Here is a 19,068-nt window from a genome sequence, read left to right as displayed (position 1 = left end):
GGGGCAGTAGGGAAAGAGTGAGAAAATATACCCCTTTCCTCTACTTTTCACTGGCCTACTTCGAGGGGAAGCCTACATATACACCAATCCGAGAACCGCTCTAAATCAAGTTGCGGTATAGCCGCGTAGCGGCGACAGATTCGCCCGTTCTTTCTGCCACCGCTACGCAGCTTTTGCATCACTTAAATCGGGATTCTCTGCAAACCTTTCGCCGCTACGCGGCTACTCTGCAACTGGGGTTACTTATACCGGATGACGTGGGGCAGCCGCATCCCCCACAAAAAACCCTCTCTGCAATGCACGGAGAGGGTTTTTGTGGGCCCAACTGGAATCGAACCAGTGACCTGCTGATTATGAGTCAGCTGCTCTAACCGATTGAGCTATAGGCCCGGTGCCGGAGGAAGTCATCTTTCACCTCAACCCTGCCGTTGCCGGCCCTCCAACGCTGCAAAAGTACGACCTTCGCGCACGGAAAACCAAGCCACCTCATGCTTCCCAACTTACTATTTGATTTTGGCGGCGTCATCATCGACATCGATTACGACGCCACGCCCACCGCCATGCGCCGCCTGAGCCGCGCCGGCAGCACCATCGAGTTCACGCAGGCGCACCAGGCCGAGCTGTTCGATAAGTTTGAAACCGGCCAACTCACCCCCAACGAGTTTCGGGCCGGGCTGCGCGAGGCCTACGACCTCGACGCCACCGATGCCGAGCTGGATGCGGCTTGGCACGCCATGCTGCTCGACGTGCCCGCCGAGCGCCTGGCCCTGATTGGCGAGCTGCGGGCGCGGGGCCACCAAACAGCCCTGCTCTCCAACACCAACGAGCTGCACATTGCCGACATCAACCGGCGGCTGGCCACCAAATACGGTTTCCAACACGGCATCGCCGACGTGCTCGACCGGGTATTTTATTCGCAGGAAGTGGGCCTGCGCAAGCCGGGCGAGGAAATATTCCGGCACGCGCTGCGCGAAATGAACTGGCAGGCCGCGGATACGTTGTTCATCGAGGACAGCCCGCAGCACATTGCTACGGCCCGCCGCCTGGGGCTGCAAGTGTTGCACCTGGCCCCGCCCCTCACCCTCGTCACCGCCCTGCCCGAAGCCCTCCGTGTCTTTCCCCGAGAATACGCCCCCGCCCATTCCTGAGTCCGATTTTGGTGGCTTTCCGGCCGATGTGGCGGCCCCTCCGGCTGGGCCGGCCGCAATGGAAAAAGGCCTTGCCCCGGCGCTGTTCCGGCGGTTTGAGCGGCCGGCGCCGCCGGTGTGGCGCACGGTGGCGCTGCACATTGGCCTGTTTGTGCTCACGCTGCTGACCACCACGCTGGCCGCGGTGCAGCTCACGCGGGGCGGCATCGACCTGCTGCCGCTGGGTGTTTGGGGCCTACCGGCCGCGCCGCAGCCGGGCGAATGGTCGCGCGGGCTGTGGTTTGCGCTGCCATTTCTGGGCGTGCTCACGGTGCACGAGTTTGGGCACTATTTCACGGCTCGTTACAACCGGGTGCGCTCCTCGCTGCCTTATTTCATTCCGTTTCCGATGGGGCTGGGCACCTTCGGGGCGGTCATCCGCATCCGGGAGCGAATTTTTTCGCGGCGTGAGTTTTTTGATATCGGGCTGGCCGGGCCGCTGGCGGGCTTTCTGGTGGCGGTGCCGCTGCTTATCTACGGCTTTACGCACCTGCCGCCGGCGGCGTACGTGTTCAGCATTCATCCGGAGTATGCCCGCTACGGGGCTCATTACAACCAATACGTGTATGATTCCAACGAGCTGGCCAACGGCCTGACCCTGGCCAAACCGCTGCTCTACCGCCTGCTCGAACGCACCTTTGCCGACCCGGCCCGCCTGCCGCCCCCCCTGGAATTGCTGCACTACCCGGTACTGCTGGCCGGGGCGCTCAGCCTGTTTTTCACGGCGCTGAACCTGCTGCCGCTGGGCCAGCTCGATGGCGGCCACATTTTGTACGGACTGCTGGGCCGGGCGCGGTTCAACAAGCTGGCCTTCTGGCTGTTCATCGGCTTTATTTTTTATGCAGGGCTGGGGCTGTTTTCGTTGCACGACGACTGGCACGAGTGGCTGTATTGGGGGCCGGTGTACGCCGGCTACCTGGCGCTGATTTTCTGGCGGGTGCTGCCCCGGCCACGCCACGGGCTGCTGCTGGCGGCGGGCATCTGGGCAGCGCAGGTGGCGGTGGCCGCCGCCGTGCCGGGCGTGGCCGGCAACCCCGGCTGGCTGGTGTTTGGGCTGTTGCTGGGACGCTTCACGGGCATCTACCACCCACCCGCGCCCGACGAGCGGCCGCTGAGCCCCGGCCGCCAGGCACTGGGCTGGGTGATGGTGGTTATTTTTGTGTTGTGCTTCACGCCCGGGCCTTTTAAGTGACGCATATTCTGAAGCTGCCTGGTAAGTCGGCAAACGCCATGCGGCGCACACGAGATGCTTCGGCTCCGCCTCTGCATGACAACCAGAACCAACTTTCTACCCCGCTTCCTTATTTCATCAACCCCATTTCCTTACCGGGTCTGCCTTTTGACCAGGCCCGTTCTGCGCCAGCTGCGGCGCACTATTGCCATTATCAAATGATTTTCAACCAAAAGCAGCTTTTTTTAGGTTCTACGCACATTGCGCTGCGGGCCGAAACCTTGTACGTGTGCAAGCGCAACCCCCAAGGCGTGGCCACGCTCGAAACCGAAGTACCCTACGAAGAAATTCTGCCCGTGAAGGCCGGCGAGTACCGCCACATTCCCACCAACCAGCTGCTGCTCACCGGTCTGATTCTACTGGTGCTGGGCTATGGCCCCTGGCGCGAGTTGCTGCTTACCGGCCAGCCCAGTGCCCCGCTCTACGGCTGGTGGGCAGTGTTTGGGGTGAATGCGCTGGCCGCGTGGCTGCGCTTCGAGCAGCAGTGGTGCACCTTTCGGCTCCAAACGGCGCATCTGGCCATCACGTTGGCCGGCCGGCCCTGGCAGCGCAAGCAATTTCGGGCCCTGGCCACCGAGCTGGAGCGCCGCACCAAAACCTACCTGCGCGACGAGTACGGGCAAGTAAACCCGCTGGGCTTCATCGAGCCGCAGCTGCGGCGGGTGGCCTGGCTGCACGAGCTGGACGTGCTCAGCACCCGCGAGGCGCAGGCCCTGAGCACCCGCCTCACCGGCCGCCGCTCCACCGACCCGCTCAAGGGCATGGGCCAGGAGCTGGAGTCGCCGTATCTGAACTGACTTTAGTGGTTAGTTGCTATGAAGCTGTTCGAATGAGAGCGAGCCGGGGGGCGTGCCCGCCCTGGCTCGCTCTCATTCCAGCGTAAACCCGGGCACAGGCAACGCTTTCGCCGGCCGCTCCGATTCTGCTGTTGCCCAGGCCGTGAGCCTACCACTGTTTCTTCACGGAATGCTGATGCCCGAGTGGCATTGCTTGGGCTCGTGTAAGACAGAGCCAATGCAGCGTTTCTGCCTCGTACGTCGGCCCGAAAATTGCTCCTGTGTTTAATCCTACCGCGTACCTTTAGCGCTGCAAAACGCCGCCCATGACCCGCTTTCTGGCTTATTTCCTCACCGCGCTTATGCTGCTCCAGACCTTGGGGCAGGAAGTGCTGGTCGTGGATTATCAGCTAAACAAAGCGCGCATCACGGCGCAGTATTGCGTGAACAAGGCCCGCCCGCAGCTGCACTGCAACGGCAAATGCCACCTGGCTCAGCAGCTGCGCAAAGCCGAAAACGGCGATAAGAAGGCCCCCGCCGGTGCCCAGGCCAAGGTGAAATACGAAGTGCTGCCCACCGCGCCCTTGGTACTGGCGGCGGTGCGACATTGGCCGTTGCCGGCCCGCCGCTACCCCACTCCCCGGGCCGCCCACTGCGCGGCCGTGCCCGGCGTGGGCGTGTTTCGGCCCCCACTCCTACTGGGCTGATTAGGTGGGTCTGCGCCTGTCGGCAATGCCGGCAGCCGCAGGCCCTTGAATGGCCGCGTCGGATTTCGACGGGCCAGACCGCGCGTGCTTATGCGCCGGTTTCTATCACAGTACGGGTACCTTTTTTCTTTTCTTTCGATGAAATTTTCCGCTTTTTCTCTCGCTGCTGGTGCGCTGGCGCTGGCCACTTTCAGCCTCGCGGGCTGCTCCAAAGACGTAGCCGTTCCCCAGACTGAGTTTACGCTGCATATGGACAACGGCGTGGCCACCACCAGCACCGCCGGCATCACCACATTCAACTCGCTGGTGCTGGGCACGGGCGCTTACAAAAACGCCAACGGCGACGACTTCACGGTGAGCACCTTGCGGTACTACATTTCCAACGTGACCCTGAAAAAAGGCGACGGCAGCAGCTACGCCGTGCCCAACAGCTATTTCCTGGTGGACCAGTCCAATGCCGACACCCAGGACCTGACCATGACCGGAGTGCCGGTGGGCGACTATACCGGCATCAGCTTCGTGGTGGGGGTGGACAGTGCCCGCTCCAAGGCCGGCAATTTCACCGGCGTGCTCAACGCCGACAAAGGCCTGCTCTGGACCATGAACGGCGTAAATGAGTTCATCAACCTGGAGCTGAAGGGCAACTCGCCACAGGCCCGCACTGGCGCCCTCACCTTCCACATTGCCGGCTACATTCACTCCACCACCAATACCATTCGCACGGTTACGGTGCCGTTTCCCTCGACTAACCTGCTGATTCGGACCGACCATTCGCCCGAAGTCCACATGCAGGTCGACATCGCCAAGATGTTCAGCGGGCCGACCAAGATAAAGTTTGCCGACACCTACAACGTGATGGGCGGCGCGCCCGCCGTGCAGATTGCCAATAACATCCAGGCCGGCATGTTCACCGTGTCGCACATTCACGCCAACTAATCAGCGGCCGGGCTTTGCGGGCGGGTTGGTGGGCAGCTGAATTTTTTCGGCTGCCCACCAACCCGCCCGCAAGGCAGCGCGGCCTTCTGTTTTCGGGATGAAAAACCTTTCCTTGCTTCTCCTCGGCGCGCTGCTGAGTGCGGCCCCGCTGGCCAGCCGGGCCTGCGACATTTGCGGCTGCTTCATGGGCATCACGCCCTACGACAACCAGAGCGGCCTGAGCCTGATGCACCGCTACCGCATCTTCAACGGCTACCAGGCGCTGGGCCAGACGCCGCACTTTTTCCCCGGCGGCGCCCGGCCGTTTTTCCCTTCGCCCCTCAACGGCGACAACGGCTACCAGCACGACCACCACGACGACCCCACCGATTTTGAGGCCTTTCGCGTCATTGAGCTGCGCGGCAAATACTTCCTCTCGCAGCGCGTGGAGCTGAACGCCTTTGTACCCTACGTGATGAACACCTCGCAGATAAACGGCCGGCAGCTGAACGCGGCGGGCGTGGGCGACGTGACCCTATTTGCCGGCTACCACCTCATCCGGGCCATCGAAACGGCGGGCGTGCAGAGCCGCCTCATCGTGGGCGGCGGCCTGAAGTTGCCCACCGGCGAATACACCCGCCTCAACGACCAGGGCCGGCGCTACCCCCTGCTCAATCAGGTGGGCACCGGCACCACCGACGGGTTCATTTACGCCAACTACATCGGCAGCTTCCACAGCTTCGGACTGAGCGTGAACAGCAGCTACCGCCGCTCGACGGAAAATACGTTTCGCAACAGCCTGGCCCCGAGCACGGCCACGTTTGGCAGCCTGTTCTACCGCCTGCCGCTCGGCGACAACTGGCAGGTGTACCCGTCGGCGCAGTTTTTTTACGAGAAAACCAAGGGCGAAATGCTGGAAGGACAGCTCACCGGCGAGCACGCCATGAACAACGCCCTGCTGGGCCCAGGCCTCGATGTATACTACAAAAACGTGTCGCTCAACACCAGCTTCCAGCTGCCCATCTACACCGCCGAAACCGACCACCCGGCCAGCGCCGGCCGCCTGGTGGTATCCGTCGGCTACAGCTTTAAGCAAACCAAATACCTGCTTCACGGCAAAAGCTGAGCGCTAGGAACCTCGCTTGTTGCGGTGCGTAGGAAGAAGCATTCATCCACTTTTCCTACTGCTTCGCTATGAGCATCGTCCTCAATTCCGCCGCCGTCACCTTTGCCAAAAAGCTTATCCAGGACGGCAAAATCAAGAACGACCAAGGCCACTGGGGCCAGCACAATCCCGATTCGGGCCAGGAGAATTCATTCCTGGAAAAACACGAGATGGAAGAGTACGCCAACTGGCACCTGGGCATCGACAAAAGCAAGGGCGCCGACACCAAAGGCCGCTACCATTTCCCCTACGGCGACTTCAAAACCGTGCACCGCGACGGCCTCATTGCCGCTAAGGAACGCGCCGCCCAGCAAGGCTACCACGACATTGAAAAAGCCGCCGATGAGCTGCTGGAGCAGCTGGAGAAAAAGGCGGCGAAGTAGTGCTGCTAATGCTTTTAGGACTTACGCAGTTGAAGCCCCAGCGGGGCGGCATATTGGTAGTAAGTTATTCATTATGAAATGGTAAAGCCCCGGCGGGGCGACACTCGCCAAGCACTCAACCGAGTGTCGCCCCGCTGGGGCTTTCTACCCAACATCAGCCAGTTACTATCGATATGGCGCCCCGCTGGGGCTGCAACTGCGTAAGTCCTAGCTTTAATAGCGCCCCGCTCGTTGGGGCGCTTTCGTTGCTAGCTACTCGACCGCTAGCTTCTGGCTTACCACATCACCGCGGTCAGTTTCGAACTGAAGCGTGTAGACGCCCGCTGCTACTCGGCTCACATCCAGCGTATGCGTCGTGGCACTGGCCGGCAGGGAGTAACGCTGCAACACCCGGCCCTGCGCGTCGAGCAAGAGGGCTCGTACCGACTGCTGCCGCAAAGTGGCGGGCAGCACTACAGTAGCGGTGGCATGGGCCGGGTTGGGGTAAAGGCTAACCTCCGCACGCTGGCGGATGGGGGCGGTGGCCGTGAAGACGCCGGTGGGGTTGTAATGGCCAAAGCGGGCCGTCACCTTCGACCTATCGCCTACCGTAATGAATCTACCACCGGCAAATAGGCCGCCGTGGCCGTCTGAAGCAAGGGTACGGACGCCATCGCCCATGTTGGTGTTTAGGCCAGAGCCTAGGGCGCTCCACGCTACACCGTTCCATTGAGCTAGGTTGCTGGTATTGGTAATGCCTCCGGCCATGCTAAAATTTCCTCCGGCATATACGTAGCCGGTGCTTGCTACCACAATGGCGTACACGATGTCGTACCTGAACTGGTTCATCCCAACGCCCAGCGGGCTCCACGCCGTACCGTTCCATTGGGCGATGTTATTGACGGCCAAGCCACCAGCGGTGTTAAAAGAGCCACCAGCATACAGCGTACCGTTGTTGTCTACGGCCAGTGCAGCTATAGAATTGTATGTTCCTCCGCTTACTCCTGTGCCCAACGCACTCCAAGTTGTGCCATTCCATTTGGCTACATTGCTGGCCGCTACGCCACCTGCCTGCGTGAATGAGCCCCCAGCGTATACGGTGTTTCCATCCACAGCTATTGCCCTTACGCCAGCTAACCCAGTACCTAGCGCACTCCACGTTGTGCCGTTCCATTTGGCTATGCCACTCGCCGCCATACCGCCGGCCGTGGTGAAACCACCGCCGGCATAGAGGTTGCCACTGCCATCTACAGCCAAGGCAGACACGTTATTATTCAGGCCCGCGCCCAGAGCGCTCCAAGCGGTGCCGTTCCATTTGGCAATGTGGCTGGCCGCTACGCCACCCGCCTGCGTGAATGAGCCCCCAGCATATATATTGCCATTTTGGTCTACGGCCAGCGCGGCCACGACGTCATTCGTGCCGCTGCCCAACGCAGTCCACGCCGTGCCGTTCCACTTGGCAATGTAGTTTATGGGGATACCTCCGGCGGCAAGGACATACCCCCCGATATAGGTGTTGCCACGGCTATCAACAGCCAACGCCAACACAAAACCGTTTATTCCATTAGCAAAACCACTCCATACAGTCCCATCCCATTTGGCCAGGCAATCAACCCCTACGCTTCCCGCCTGCGTCATATAGCCGCCAACATACACATTGTTGCCATCTACAGCCAATGCAAACACATTTGCGGTTCCTGTTCCCAAAGTGCTCCAAGCGGTGCCATTCCATTTGGCAACGCCACGAGCTGCTACTCCCCCAGCGGTGTAAAAATTGCCCCCGGCATAGAGGCTGCCACCACCATCCACCGCCAACGCATCCACTGAGCTATTCACTCCCGCACCTAGCGCCCCCCATGCTGTGCCATTCCATTGGGCAATATAGCTTACTACGCCAGCCAGCGTGAAATTGCCCCCGACGTATACAGTGCTTCCATTTACAGCTAATGCATTTACAATTCCCGTAAAACTCGCTCCCAACGCGTTCCACGTTGTGCCATTCCACTTGGCAATGCCACCCGTTATTACACCGCCGGCCCCAGAGAAGCTGCCCCCAGCATATACATTGCCAACGGCATCTACAGTCAAGGCATTCACCCGACTGTTCAAACCCGTGCCCAACGCAATCCAGGTCGTGCCATTCCATTTGGCAATATAATTAGCAGCCACGCCACCCGCTTGCGTAAAATTGCCCCCGGCGTACAGGTTGCCATTTTGGTCCACAGCCAGCGCAAGTACAAAGCCATCCACTCCCGTTCCCAGTGCACTCCAAGCGGTGCCATTCCATTTTGCGAGGTAAGCGGAGCTGCCACCACCAAACCCTCCCCAGCCGCCGGCATATACGTTACCATTAGCGTCCACCGCTACGGCTTTTACAATGCCAGGCACACCGACACCCAAAGCGCTCCAGGCCGTGCCATTCCACTTGGCGATGTGCCTGGCAGGTACGCTACCCACCGCCGAGAAGCCTCCCCCGATGTATACGTCGCCATTAGCAGCTCGCACTATGGCATACACGGCACTATCAGCGCCCGGTACGTCAAAGCCGTCCTGCCAATACTGGTCGCCGGCCCCCTTTACCTTGCGCGGGGCAGTGGGCTGAAAAGTGGGCTGCCCATTGGGACCCGTGCCCACAGTGTACCCACTGGCATTGAAGGAGCCGGCCAGCCCGGCTTTAAGCGTACCGTCGGGGTTCAGCACTTCAGCCAGCGGACGGCCAGCCGGGGCAGGTGGAGATGACACCAGGCTGCTGGCTTGTACCAAAGGGCTCCAAACCAGCAGGATAAACACGATAAGACCATGCAAAAAGGGGGTAGAAATGCGCATCAGCTGGCAGGATAATGTTGAAGGGTAAATACATGGCAATGTAATACCCACCTCAAACATTTCTGCATTACCATCCTAGAACCTAATGCCAGCTCAGCGCACCTGCACGTTATCCACAATCAGCTCCGGATTGGCTGCGTAGCCCGACGACACCGACTCCGCGGCATTCCACTCGTAGGTGGTAAGCCAGGGCGTTTGCCGGGCATCGGGCACCGTTTGGTAGGTGAATACGAACTTGGTGCCCACCCGAAAAGTAGTGGTATCGGACAAGCCAAACACCTTCACCTGGGCGTAATCCTGTTCGTCGAGGCCAGCCATCCGCAACGGATAGGCCAGCTGCACTATCCAGCGCATGCGCGGACGGTGATTCAGGGCGTCGTAGGTGAGGTCGTAGCGCACAATCTGGCCTTTGGCCAGGCTGGCTGGTGCCAGCTCCTCCGTTTGGGCGCTGGGCCGCTGGCAGCCGCAGAGGGCCACGGCCAGCAGGCCGATGGTAGACAGTTTGTTCATGTAGCAGGCAGAAAGAGGCGAATGTTTGTTTGACCAGTGGATTGGCCGAAAGGTTGCTGGAGCCGGCAATCTTTTTTTCCAAGTTCCCAAGCCCACTACACCGAGCAGTAAAAAGCCCCGGCAGCGTGGCCGGGGCTTTTGGAAGTAAGCACCGACTACTGGTTTAGCCGGATGATTTGCAATAATTATTCCAATTTAATCAGAAATTCATTCAATCACCATTTTTTTCACGATGACTCCTGCCTCCGTCTGTAGTCGCAACGAATACACCCCGGCAGCCAGCCCCGCGAGCGACAGCGTGTGCGGACCAGCCCCCGCCGCCAGCATCTGCGTGAGCACCACCCGGCCCACGGCATCGACCAGGGCAGCGGCTACCGTTTTTTGCGTCAGGCTAGCCGGCAGTTGAATTGTTACGGCCAGGTGGGCGGGGTTGGGAAACAGCGCCACCTGCGCTGCCAAGGCCCCCGAAGCCGTGCCCAGCACCTGCTGCGGCCCAAACAGCAGCTCGAAGCGCGGCGCGGTGTTGGTCGCACTCATGGTGAAGGTGTAGGTGGGCTGCCGGCTGAGGTCGGTGAAGGTGTTGAGCAGTAAGTCGTGGAGGAAAGGCTGGGCCCCGGTCGTGAAATTGAGCACTTGGGCGGCTTGCAGCGTGTAGGTGCCCGTGGCCGGCAAGCCCACCGTGAGCGGCACCGTGACGGTGGCCGTGCTACCCGTAGGCAAGGCGTTGATGGCCAGCTGGGTGCCAACGGCCACCGAGGCCAGGTTCAAGCCGTTGGGGTTGGGCAGCTTCACGGCGTCGTACTGCGGGTCGATGCCCGCCGTGGCGCCGGCCTGAAAATACACATAGGTATCATCCGAAGCCGTGCCGACTGCCCCGCGCATGGTGAGCTGCAGCAGCGGCCGGGTTTCGGCGGTGGTCCGCTGGAACGTGGTGCCGTTGGGGGCGGTCAGGCGCTGGCTGTTGCGGAAAGTGATTGAGCCGCTGGTCTGTCCGAGGCTTACCCGCGTGAAGAAGCCTTGCGCCATGGGCACCACCGGGTTGCCGCCCACCAGGTTGACGTAGCTGCGGTACTGGCCCACGTATGGCCCGGTGCTGCTATACACGTAAATGGCCGCATCCAGCCCGGGCCGGTCCATCGGCAGCACCAGGCTGTAGTCGAGCGGAGCCGGGTAAGGGTTGCCGAGAAACTGCCAACCGGCGTCGGCCGCCGTGGGGCCGGAGTTGCGGGCCAGCGTCAGGGGCACGTCGCCGTTGTTCAGCGTCCCCACAAAATCGACCAGCTGGCCGGCCCCGATGTTGACGGTATAGCCCTGGCCCACGGTCAGCGGGTCGCTCATCCCAACGGGCGAGAACCAGCCTTTATCGAACGTTGGGGAATTGTTGGTGAGCGTCAGCCGGGCCTGGTCGTAGCCATACACCGTGGGGAAGGGATTTATCGAAGTCGGCGAAGACGAGCCATTATACAACTGATTGAGCAGCGGCGTAAAGCCGGCCGTGGCCAGGTCGGCCACGGTGGTGGCCTGCACCGGCGCGCTGTAGTGCCGGTAGCCCACGCCGCCGTTCAGGGCCGGGTCGATGTAGCGCTGCACGGTGGCCGCCCCCACCACGGTGCCCCCGCTGTTCACCACCAGCGCATCGCCGCCGGGCCCCGAAAGCAGGACAAGCGGCTGGCCGGCCGTGGCTAGGCTGCCGGTTAGGGTGAGTACTCGCTGGAGCTGCACGGTGCCGCTCAGGGTGGCGCCGGCCGCGCCCACCGTCAGGTTCCAGAAGCTGGTGGGGCTGCTGCCGCCTACCGCCTGAAGCACGGCGCCCGTGAGCGTGACCACGCCGCCGGTGGCCGTGAAGGTGCCGTTTTTCACGAAGTCGCCTTTCAAATCCAGGGTGCCGCCGCTCTGGCTGAGGCTGCCGCCGGAGGTTAGCAACAGCGCCTTGGCCACCGCCGTGCCGCCCAGTAGCACCGGGTAGCGCGGCGCGCCGGCCGGAATCAGGGCATCGAGGGCGGCGGTGGGCACGCCGCCGGTCCAGTTATTGGCATCAAACCAGTCGGTGCTCACGCTGCCGTTCCACTGGGCCTGGGTGGTGGGCACGGTGTACTGAATGCTGAACTGCGGGGCCGCCACGTTGCCGTTGGTGGCGGCATCCTGGGCGGCGTTGGCGGCCACGTCCACCGTCACGGTGCCCGCGCCGCCCGGCGTCACGCTGAAGGTGTAAATGGTGCCGCTGCCGCCAAAGCCGCTCAATGTGCCATTGCCCACCGTGATGCCGGCCGTGGAGAAGCCCGTCACGCTTTCCGAAAAGGTCACCGTTATCGGAATGGGCGAGGTGCTGGTCGAGGGGCTGGCGGTGCTCGTAATGGCTGCCGTGGGCGCCGTGTGGTCGAGCGTGTAGGTCTGGCCGCCGGTGTAGCCGCCGCCAATGGCATTGCCCGGAATGTCGGTGATGCCGGTGCCGCTGCTGTTCAGGTCGAGGCGCAGGGTGCCGCTGCCGCTCACGCCGGTCACCGTCACGTCATACACACTGCTCGAAACCAACGTGGCAAAGGCAATGGTGCCGGCCGCAGTGCCGGTTGCGGTAAGCGAAAAATCAGTGGGGCCAACGCCGTTCACGCCTTCGCTAAACGTGACGCGGAACACCAGCGTGGTGGCGTTGGTGGTAGCCGCAGCCGGAGTCTGGCGGTTGCTGCTGAGCACGGTAGGCGCTATGCCATCCACCAGCACGTTGGCCGTGGAGGCTACGCCGTTCAGCGCAAAGGCTACGGCTTGGCTGGCGGCGCCTTGTATGGTGCCGCCATTGAGCGCAATGGCACTGCCAAGCGTCACGCCATCCGGGTCGAGGTTACCGCTCGCCACCGTGTAGCGGAAAGTGAGGGCGGACGTGCCGCTGCCCGAAAGGTAAGTGGCCGCTACCGTGCCGCCCGTATTCAGGGTAAGCGGCAGGGAAGGCGTGCCACCGCCGGTATTCACCACGACTGCCCCGGAGAAATTGACCACAAAATCGAGGTTCTGGCCGGTGCGGTAGGTGGCGTTGGCGGGCGCGCTCACGCTCGTAACCGTGATGGCGGCGCTGAGCACAACGGTTTTGGTGGCCGTGTTGCTGTTGCTGATTCCGTCATTCGCCACGAAGCTCACCGTCCGGTTGCCGGTGTTGGGCGAGGCGGCGGTATTGGTGTAGGTGACCGCACGCAGGGCGGCCTGCCACTGGGCCACCGTGGCCGTGGCCCCGGCCGAAGCGAGCGTGAGTACGCCGCCCGCGTTGCTGCTCACGGCAATGTTGCCCATGCCCACGTTGCTGAAAGCCAGCACATCCTCCGCACTCTGGTAGTTGCCCGTAATGCTCACCGTGGCCGAGGCCAGCGTGGAGTTATCGGCGTCGCTCACCGTCAGAGCCGGGTCGATGGCGACCGGTGTGGAAGGGCCCGGCACGCTCTGGGTGAAAGTGGTATTGCCGCCGCTGGTGGTCACGATGGGCGCAATATTCGTGCTCAGGGCCAGCCCGTTGTAAGTAGCGCCAGCCGTGGGCGGCACCAGCACCGTGCGGCCCGTGCCCGTGGTAGTGAAACGCAAAAGGCCGCCCGTGCCCACAAACTGGTCCGTCAGGTACAGCAGGCCGCCGGTCGGCTCGTAGGCCAGGTCGGTGGGCTGGGTGAAATTGCTGGCTCCGGCTGCCAGCGGGGTCACGACCAGACTGGTCAGGTTCACCACTTTCAGGGCATCCAGGGTAGGGTCGGCGCTGCCCTGGGTAAAGAACAGCCGGTTGTTGGCCGCATCCAGGGCCAGGCCGTTGTAGTCCGAATTGGCAATGCCCGGCACGATGACCGCGCGGCTGCCGCCCGCCGTGGTAAAGCGCAGAATGGCGCCCGTCGTCGTGAACTGGTCGGTTACGTAGAGCTGGCTCGTCGCGGCGTTCAGAGCCAGGTCGGTGGGTTGAAAAAAGTTGCCGGACCCCGCCGCCAGCGTGGTGACCACATTATTGGTCAGGTTCACTACTTTCAGGGCATCCAGAGTAGGGTCGGTGGCGCTGCCCTGGGTGAAATACAGCTTGTTGGCGGCGGCATCCAGGGCCAGCCCGTTGTAAGTAGCGCTGGCCGTGGGTGGCACTATCTGGGTGCGGCTGCCGCCCGCCGTAGTGAACCGCAGGATGCCGCCCGTACCCACGTACTGGTCCGTCACGTAGAGAAAGCCGTTGGCTTTGTCGACCGCAATGTCGGTAGGCTGCGCAAAGCTGGCCGCCGCCGAGGCCAGCGTAGTGCCCGCCGTGCCATCCGGGTTCACCGCTTTGGCGGCATCCAGCGCGGCGGTGCTGCTGCCCTGGGTGTAGTAAATCCGCGTGAACTGGGCCCACGCGCCCGGCGCGGTCAGCAGCATGAGCAGGGCAACGGCGCCGGTGCGCAGGCCGCCGGCCAGGGAGTAGCATCGATTCATAGCAGACGGCATAGAAATGCAAAGGCAACAGCAAGAAACCGCTACTGCTGGCGGGAGGCGCCCACGGCGCAAACGGCAAACAGGCCCCCGCCAGGGCTAGGTTGGCGGGTATATTCCGAACAGGGAAATGCAGTAGTTCATGGCCAGCGAAGTGGGCATGATGCCGAAGGGCTGGCTGCCCCCCGTTGGCTGGATGGCATTGGCCAGCCCGTTGGAAGGGCTACCGGGAGCGGTGTAGGCCAGCACGGGCACGGCTTCGCCGTTGACATCGGTGCCCACCTGGGCGGAGGCAATGTTGCCTACCGGCGTAGCACTGACGGGAGCGAGGTCGGCCACGAAGGGGTGGCCATGGGCCGTCATCTCCGCAGTGGTCAGCGTATGCGTTTCGGCTCCTCCCTCCTGGCCCAGGACGTAGCTTGACGTGCCCGGCCCTTGGCCGAAGTGGCGCGGAGCCCGGCCCCGCAGGTCGGGCAGGCCAAAGGTGGTCTGGCCATCGCCGCCGTAGATGGTCCCTATCAGCGTGAACAAGGCCGTATTATCGGCAATGGAGAGAAGGCTCCCGTCGCAAAAAGCCCACCCCTGCGGCGCAAAATTCCCCGCAAACAGCATGATTTCGCCTATATAAGGCTGACTACCCGTCACCTGCCGGGGAGCAGCCAGGGCCGGCGCGGCCAAAGCCGTTCCCGTGAGCAGGCCGCCCAGTCGTTTCAACCAATGGCGACGGGCCGCTTCGGCCGGCGCCTGCCGCGGCCCCACCAGGGGCACCAAGCCGGCAGCAGTAGCTCTCAAACGCATAAGCAAACGAAGGGTTAAAGCCAGAAAAGAATGTCCAGCGACTACCGGGGCGGGAAAATGCCCTGCAGAGCAATGCAATAGTTGAGCACCAGATAAGGCGACTGCAAGCCAACCGGCTGGCCACCGCCGGCATTGGCAAGCGCATCGGGAGCGGCAGCGCTGTTGAAAGCGCCCGCTTGGTTGAGCACGCTCACGGCTTCGCCGCTGGCGTTGCTGGCCACGGCCACGGCCGGCACGGCGTTGGTGGGGTCGCTCAGGGTGCCGGTAGCTGCGCTTGCCTGCGAATTGTGGCGATGAATCGGAATCTGGCCGACTGCCAGCGTGACGGTTTCGGCCCCCGCCTCCTCGCCCACGGTGCGCGGCGACAGGCCCGGCCCGTTGCCCACCCCGATGGGCGTGGTGCCCTGCAAATTGGGCAGGGCAAAGTTGGAGGTGCCATTGCCGCCGAAGTTGGTGCCCAGCAACGAAAACAGGGCCGTGTTGGAGGAAATGGGCAACAGCTGGCCGTTGCACAGCGCATACCCACGGGGCGCAAAGTTGCCCGCAAACATCATAATCTCGCCCACGAATACGTCGGTGCCCAGCACGCTTTCGGGGCGGGCCAGGGCGGGCGTGGCCAGGGCCGTGCCCCCCAGCAGCGCGCCCAGGCGCTTTAGCCAGCTGCGTCGGCCGGGTTCGGCCGCCGGGGCGGCGGGAGTAGCAGGCTGTTCATCGGAACCTGCGGGGGAAGCATGCGGTGCCATAGCGGAAAGCAGGAAAATGACAGGAAAACGTTGGGGGCCCGGCGGGCTTTGCACTTAGGTGGGCGACGGGAAAACGCCGACCAGCGCAATGCAGAAATTGAGGGTGTTGTAGGGCGCCCGCAGGTCGAACGGCACGCTGCTGCCGATTGTCGACACACTCGTTGCGCTTTCGGCGGTGGCGGGCGGGCTGCTGCCGTAGGCTTGCAGGCTCACGGCCTCGCCGTTCAGGTCCGGCCCGGCGGAGGCCACGGCCGGCACGGCGCCCACGGGGTTGTTGGTGGTGGCGGCCGCGTTGCTCACCTGGTAGCCGTGGGTATGGGCCGGCAGCTCGGCATTGGTCAGGGTGTGGCTTTCGCTGCCACCGCTTTGGCCCAGCGTATAGCCAGCCCCCACGCCGCGCGGATTGCGGCCGCGCATATCGGGCAGGGCAAAGTTGGTCTGGCCATTGCCGCCAAAGGTGGTGCCCAGAATAGAAAACAGCGCCTGGTTCTGGCTAATGGACAGCAGCTGGCCGTTGCACAGCGCCCAGCCGCGCGGCGCAAACCCAAAAGCGAACAGCTGAATTTCACCTATATAAGGCGTCTGGCCCAGTACCTGCCGGGGAGCCGCCGGCTTGGCGCTGGCGGCCCGGCTCAATAAAAACCCTCCTACCAAAGCCCCAAAGGCTTTGAGCCAGTTGCGGCGCACGGGCAGTTCCGGACTGCCCGCACCGGCTGGCAAGTCTGCACTGGCAGCAGTAGTTATTGCTTCCATAGGTAAGTGGAAATACTGGCTAACCCGAATGCGGCAGCGTCTCCGCCTTCACACACCAAACGTAGTTTTTTTTGTCGGTATTTACAAGAAAAATTTATATATTAACATACTATAAAATTCGGGCAAAAAAATTCCGCATAGCGGCGGGCGTCCCGGCTGGGCCAGCCCCTGCTATGCGGAATTTTTTTTATGGGTTGCGCCACGGCTGAGGCCGCCCCAGGCCTAGCCCAGGGCCGTCACTCCGGGCAGCTCTTTGCCTTCCATGTATTCGAGCAGCGCGCCGCCGCCGGTCGAGATGTAGCTCACTTGCTCGCCAAAGCCCAGCTGCTGCACAGCCGCCGCCGAGTCGCCCCCGCCGATGAGGGAGTAGGCGCCGGCCGTGGTGGCCTCGGCAATGGCTTGGGCCACGTAGGCGGTGCCGAGCGAAAAGTTGCTCATCTCAAACACGCCCATCGGGCCGTTCCAGAGGATGGTTTTGCTGTTGCGAATGACTTCGGCGAAGGCCTCGCGGCTTTCGGGACCCAGGTCGAGACCCATCCAGCCGTCGGGGATGCTGGTATTGGCGGCCACGTCGGTGTTGGCGTCGTTGGCGAATTTATCGGCAATGACGGAGTCGGCGGGCAGCATCAGGTTCACGCCCTTGGCCTTGGCTTTGGCAATGAGCTGGCGGGCCAGGTCCACCTTGTCGGCCTCAAGCAATGAGCTGCCCACGTGGCCATTCTCGGCCACCGCAAAGGTGTAGGCCATGCCGCCCCCGATGAGCAGGTTGTCGACCTTATCGAGCAGCTTTTCGATGATGAGAATTTTGTCCGAAATCTTGGCCCCGCCCATGATGGCGGTGAAAGGCCGCTCGGCATTCTCCAGCACCTTTTTGGCATTATCAATTTCGGATTGGAGCAGGTAGCCGCCCACCCGGTCCTGCGGGGCAAACGAGCTGGCCATCACGGCCGTGGAGGCGTGGGCGCGGTGCGCGGTGCCGAAGGCATCGTTCACGTACACATTGCCCAGCGTCGCCAGCTTGGCCGCAAAAGCCGGGTCGCCGGCTTCCTCCTCTTTGTAGAAGCGCACGTTGTCGAGCAGCAGCACCTGGCCGGGCTGCAGGGCCGCCGCTTTCTGCGCCGCTTCGGCGCCCAACACGTCGCCCCCGAACTGCACCTCGCGGCCGTACTCCTGCGAGAGGCGCGCCACCAGCGCTTCGAGCGAGTATTTCTGCTCGTAGCCGCCCTTGGGCCGGCCCAAGTGCGAAAGCAGCACCACGGAGCCGCCATCGTTCAGGATTTTCATCACCGACGGCGTGGCCATGCGGATGCGGGTGTCGTCGGTGATGCGCAGGTCCTTATCGAGCGGCACGTTAAAATCGACGCGCATCACGGCGTGCTTGCCGGCGAAATTATAAGTATCGAGGGTGTTCATGGGAGGAGTGGGAGTTGGGATTGTAAGGTGTTGGTCAAGGGTACAAATGTGGGGTTCTTTCGCAACATTCCCTGCTGTGACGCCGGAATGGATTTGGGGTTAAGCGGACTAAATTTAGAACAGTCATGCAGAGCGTAGCGAAGCATCTCGCGTGCAATGGTGACTCAATCGATTGGATTACTTGAAGCACGCGAGATGCTTCGCTGCGCTCTGCATGACGAGGTTTTTGCATTAGGACAATTCGTGGTAGCGCAGCAGGCCGTCAATCGGGGCTTGCAGAATCTGGCCCACGGCCATGCCGTGCCGGGTGGCCGCCGCCGCCAGCGCCTCCCGAAAGTAGTAGCCCACCGAGCCCACGCAGTTGAATGTGCAGCGTTGGTAATCGGGGTAATGCGTCACGATTTGCGCAAAAAAAGCGTCGAATGCCCGCGCTACCACGGCCTGGCAATAGGGCTCGTGGTGGTAGTCGCCGGCGAATTTGGCGAAGCTGGCCAAGAAGCGGTTGGGCGAAGGCTGATTGTAGAGTCGGTCCAGCACCTCGCTCACCTCCCCCAATTGATAGCTGGCCTGAAAGGCTTCAGCCAAGCCGGCGGGCAGGCGGCCGCGCAGGTAGTCCCGCAATAACTCGCGCCCGATGAACGTGCCCGACCCTTCGTCGCCCAGCGAATAGCCCAGCGACTCCACCACCTGCGTGATGCGCTCCCCGTCATACAAACAGGAGTTGGTGCCCGTGCCCAGAATAGCTGCAAAACCAGCCTGCCGGCCCAGTAGGGCGCGGGCTGCCGCCAGCAAGTCTTCGGCCACCTGCACCTGCACCGCCTGCGGAAATACCTGACGCAGCGCCCCGGCCACCACCTCGGCCTTGGCCGGCGAAAGCACGCCGGAGCCGTAGTAATAAATAGTATCGATGGGCGCCTCGCGCACGGCTGCGGGCACGCTGCGGGCCAGTGAGGCGGCAATAGCGGGCGTGTCCCAGAAGTAGGGATTGTAGCCCTCGGTAGCAAAAAAAAGCGGCTGTGGGCCGCCAAGCAGGCCCCAAGTGCACTTGGTAGAGCCGCCGTCAGCAATGAGCATCATAGCGGGCGAAAGTACGCGAGAGTTGGCGGCTGGCAGTATCTTTCGCGGCCCCGCCGAGTACCGCGAAATTTCATTTCGCGGTACTCGGCGGGGCCGCGCAGAATTACTGATGAAGCTGTTTAGAAAGTCTGATTTGCTTACACGTCTGTCATCCTGAGCGCAGCGAAGGACCTTATCACGTCAGAA

15 protein-coding genes and 1 tRNA gene are annotated in these 19,068 nt (G+C 62.4%); 7 read left to right on the top strand and 9 right to left on the bottom strand.

Going from position 1 to position 19,068, the window contains the following annotated elements; all coding sequences use genetic code 11:
- Positions 1-316: 316 nt before the first annotated feature.
- Positions 317-390: transfer RNA gene (locus JKL48_RS22265), tRNA-Ile, on the bottom strand.
- Between the two features lie 98 nt (positions 391-488).
- Between JKL48_RS22265 and JKL48_RS22260 the strand changes: the two genes are divergently transcribed.
- The 7 genes from JKL48_RS22260 to JKL48_RS22230 all read left to right on the top strand — a co-directional run bounded on the left by JKL48_RS22260 (position 489) and on the right by JKL48_RS22230 (position 6,364).
- Complete coding sequence (locus tag JKL48_RS22260; RefSeq protein ID WP_201987509.1) at positions 489-1,148, top strand: HAD family hydrolase; 660 nt, start codon at positions 489-491, stop codon at positions 1,146-1,148.
- Positions 1,111-2,379 carry a site-2 protease family protein gene (locus tag JKL48_RS22255; protein ID WP_317191983.1) on the top strand — a complete coding sequence of 423 codons (1,269 nt, stop codon included), beginning with the start codon at positions 1,111-1,113 and terminating at the stop codon, positions 2,377-2,379. The genes JKL48_RS22260 and JKL48_RS22255 overlap by 38 nt, the downstream gene beginning before the upstream one ends.
- A 197-nt stretch (positions 2,380-2,576) precedes the next feature.
- Positions 2,577-3,215, top strand: coding sequence for a hypothetical protein (locus tag JKL48_RS22250; RefSeq protein WP_201987507.1), 639 nt, complete (start codon positions 2,577-2,579; stop codon positions 3,213-3,215).
- Between the two features lie 305 nt (positions 3,216-3,520).
- Complete coding sequence (locus JKL48_RS22245) at positions 3,521-3,901, top strand: hypothetical protein (protein ID WP_201987506.1); 381 nt, start codon at positions 3,521-3,523, stop codon at positions 3,899-3,901.
- 138 nt (positions 3,902-4,039) lie between these two features.
- Complete coding sequence (locus JKL48_RS22240; protein WP_201987503.1) at positions 4,040-4,837, top strand: MbnP family protein; 798 nt, start codon at positions 4,040-4,042, stop codon at positions 4,835-4,837.
- A gap of 97 nt (positions 4,838-4,934) precedes the next feature.
- The gene (locus JKL48_RS22235) at positions 4,935-5,942 is read left to right on the top strand and encodes a hypothetical protein (protein ID WP_201987501.1); all 1,008 of its coding nucleotides are present in this window, start codon (positions 4,935-4,937) and stop codon (positions 5,940-5,942) included.
- A 68-nt stretch (positions 5,943-6,010) separates the two neighbouring features.
- On the top strand, positions 6,011-6,364 hold the full coding sequence (locus JKL48_RS22230; protein ID WP_201987499.1) for a hypothetical protein: 354 nt from the start codon (positions 6,011-6,013) through the stop codon (positions 6,362-6,364).
- Positions 6,365-6,616: 252 nt separating this feature from the next.
- Here the strand turns inward: JKL48_RS22230 and JKL48_RS22225 are convergent, their stop codons facing one another.
- The 8 genes from JKL48_RS22225 to JKL48_RS22190 all read right to left on the bottom strand — a co-directional run bounded on the left by JKL48_RS22225 (position 6,617) and on the right by JKL48_RS22190 (position 18,882).
- Complete coding sequence (locus JKL48_RS22225) at positions 6,617-9,169, bottom strand: T9SS type A sorting domain-containing protein (protein WP_201987497.1); 2,553 nt, start codon at positions 9,167-9,169, stop codon at positions 6,617-6,619.
- A 93-nt stretch (positions 9,170-9,262) separates the two neighbouring features.
- Positions 9,263-9,679 (bottom strand): hypothetical protein, encoded by a 417-nt coding sequence (locus JKL48_RS22220; protein WP_201987494.1) that lies wholly within the window; start codon positions 9,677-9,679, stop codon positions 9,263-9,265.
- A 207-nt stretch (positions 9,680-9,886) separates the two neighbouring features.
- Positions 9,887-14,101 carry a beta strand repeat-containing protein gene (locus JKL48_RS22215; RefSeq protein WP_201987492.1) on the bottom strand — a complete coding sequence of 1,405 codons (4,215 nt, stop codon included), beginning with the start codon at positions 14,099-14,101 and terminating at the stop codon, positions 9,887-9,889.
- Between the two features lie 96 nt (positions 14,102-14,197).
- Entirely contained in the window at positions 14,198-14,890 is a 693-nt protein-coding gene (locus JKL48_RS22210; RefSeq protein WP_236668981.1) for a phage tail protein, read from the bottom strand.
- A gap of 47 nt (positions 14,891-14,937) precedes the next feature.
- Complete coding sequence (locus JKL48_RS22205; protein WP_236668980.1) at positions 14,938-15,639, bottom strand: phage tail protein; 702 nt, start codon at positions 15,637-15,639, stop codon at positions 14,938-14,940.
- 54 nt (positions 15,640-15,693) lie between these two features.
- A complete protein-coding gene (locus JKL48_RS22200) occupies positions 15,694-16,392 on the bottom strand; it encodes a phage tail protein (RefSeq protein WP_201987490.1) in 699 nt (232 codons plus the stop codon).
- A gap of 222 nt (positions 16,393-16,614) precedes the next feature.
- The gene (locus tag JKL48_RS22195) at positions 16,615-17,805 is read right to left on the bottom strand and encodes a phosphoglycerate kinase (protein WP_201987489.1); all 1,191 of its coding nucleotides are present in this window, start codon (positions 17,803-17,805) and stop codon (positions 16,615-16,617) included.
- A 231-nt stretch (positions 17,806-18,036) separates the two neighbouring features.
- Positions 18,037-18,882 carry an N-acetylglucosamine kinase gene (locus JKL48_RS22190; RefSeq protein ID WP_201987487.1) on the bottom strand — a complete coding sequence of 282 codons (846 nt, stop codon included), beginning with the start codon at positions 18,880-18,882 and terminating at the stop codon, positions 18,037-18,039.
- Between the last annotated feature and the right edge of the window lie 186 nt (positions 18,883-19,068).

Origin of the sequence: Hymenobacter rubidus (genome assembly GCF_016734815.1) — a bacterium.
Classification (GTDB): domain Bacteria; phylum Bacteroidota; class Bacteroidia; order Cytophagales; family Hymenobacteraceae; genus Hymenobacter; species Hymenobacter rubidus.
Note: the sequence above shows the minus strand (reverse complement) of the source record. Positions and strands in the feature narration are given on the sequence as shown.

Coding starts and splice junctions, on each gene's coding strand:
- JKL48_RS22260 (WP_201987509.1), top strand. CDS start 489: ATGCTTCCCAACTTACTATTTGATTTTGGCGGCGTCATCATCGACATC.
- JKL48_RS22250 (WP_201987507.1), top strand. CDS start 2,577: ATGATTTTCAACCAAAAGCAGCTTTTTTTAGGTTCTACGCACATTGCG.
- JKL48_RS22245 (WP_201987506.1), top strand. CDS start 3,521: ATGACCCGCTTTCTGGCTTATTTCCTCACCGCGCTTATGCTGCTCCAG.
- JKL48_RS22240 (WP_201987503.1), top strand. CDS start 4,040: ATGAAATTTTCCGCTTTTTCTCTCGCTGCTGGTGCGCTGGCGCTGGCC.
- JKL48_RS22235 (WP_201987501.1), top strand. CDS start 4,935: ATGAAAAACCTTTCCTTGCTTCTCCTCGGCGCGCTGCTGAGTGCGGCC.
- JKL48_RS22230 (WP_201987499.1), top strand. CDS start 6,011: ATGAGCATCGTCCTCAATTCCGCCGCCGTCACCTTTGCCAAAAAGCTT.
- JKL48_RS22225 (WP_201987497.1), bottom strand. CDS start 9,169: ATGCGCATTTCTACCCCCTTTTTGCATGGTCTTATCGTGTTTATCCTG.
- JKL48_RS22220 (WP_201987494.1), bottom strand. CDS start 9,679: ATGAACAAACTGTCTACCATCGGCCTGCTGGCCGTGGCCCTCTGCGGC.
- JKL48_RS22215 (WP_201987492.1), bottom strand. CDS start 14,101: ATGAATCGATGCTACTCCCTGGCCGGCGGCCTGCGCACCGGCGCCGTT.
- JKL48_RS22205 (WP_236668980.1), bottom strand. CDS start 15,639: ATGGCACCGCATGCTTCCCCCGCAGGTTCCGATGAACAGCCTGCTACT.
- JKL48_RS22200 (WP_201987490.1), bottom strand. CDS start 16,392: ATGGAAGCAATAACTACTGCTGCCAGTGCAGACTTGCCAGCCGGTGCG.
- JKL48_RS22195 (WP_201987489.1), bottom strand. CDS start 17,805: ATGAACACCCTCGATACTTATAATTTCGCCGGCAAGCACGCCGTGATG.
- JKL48_RS22190 (WP_201987487.1), bottom strand. CDS start 18,882: ATGATGCTCATTGCTGACGGCGGCTCTACCAAGTGCACTTGGGGCCTG.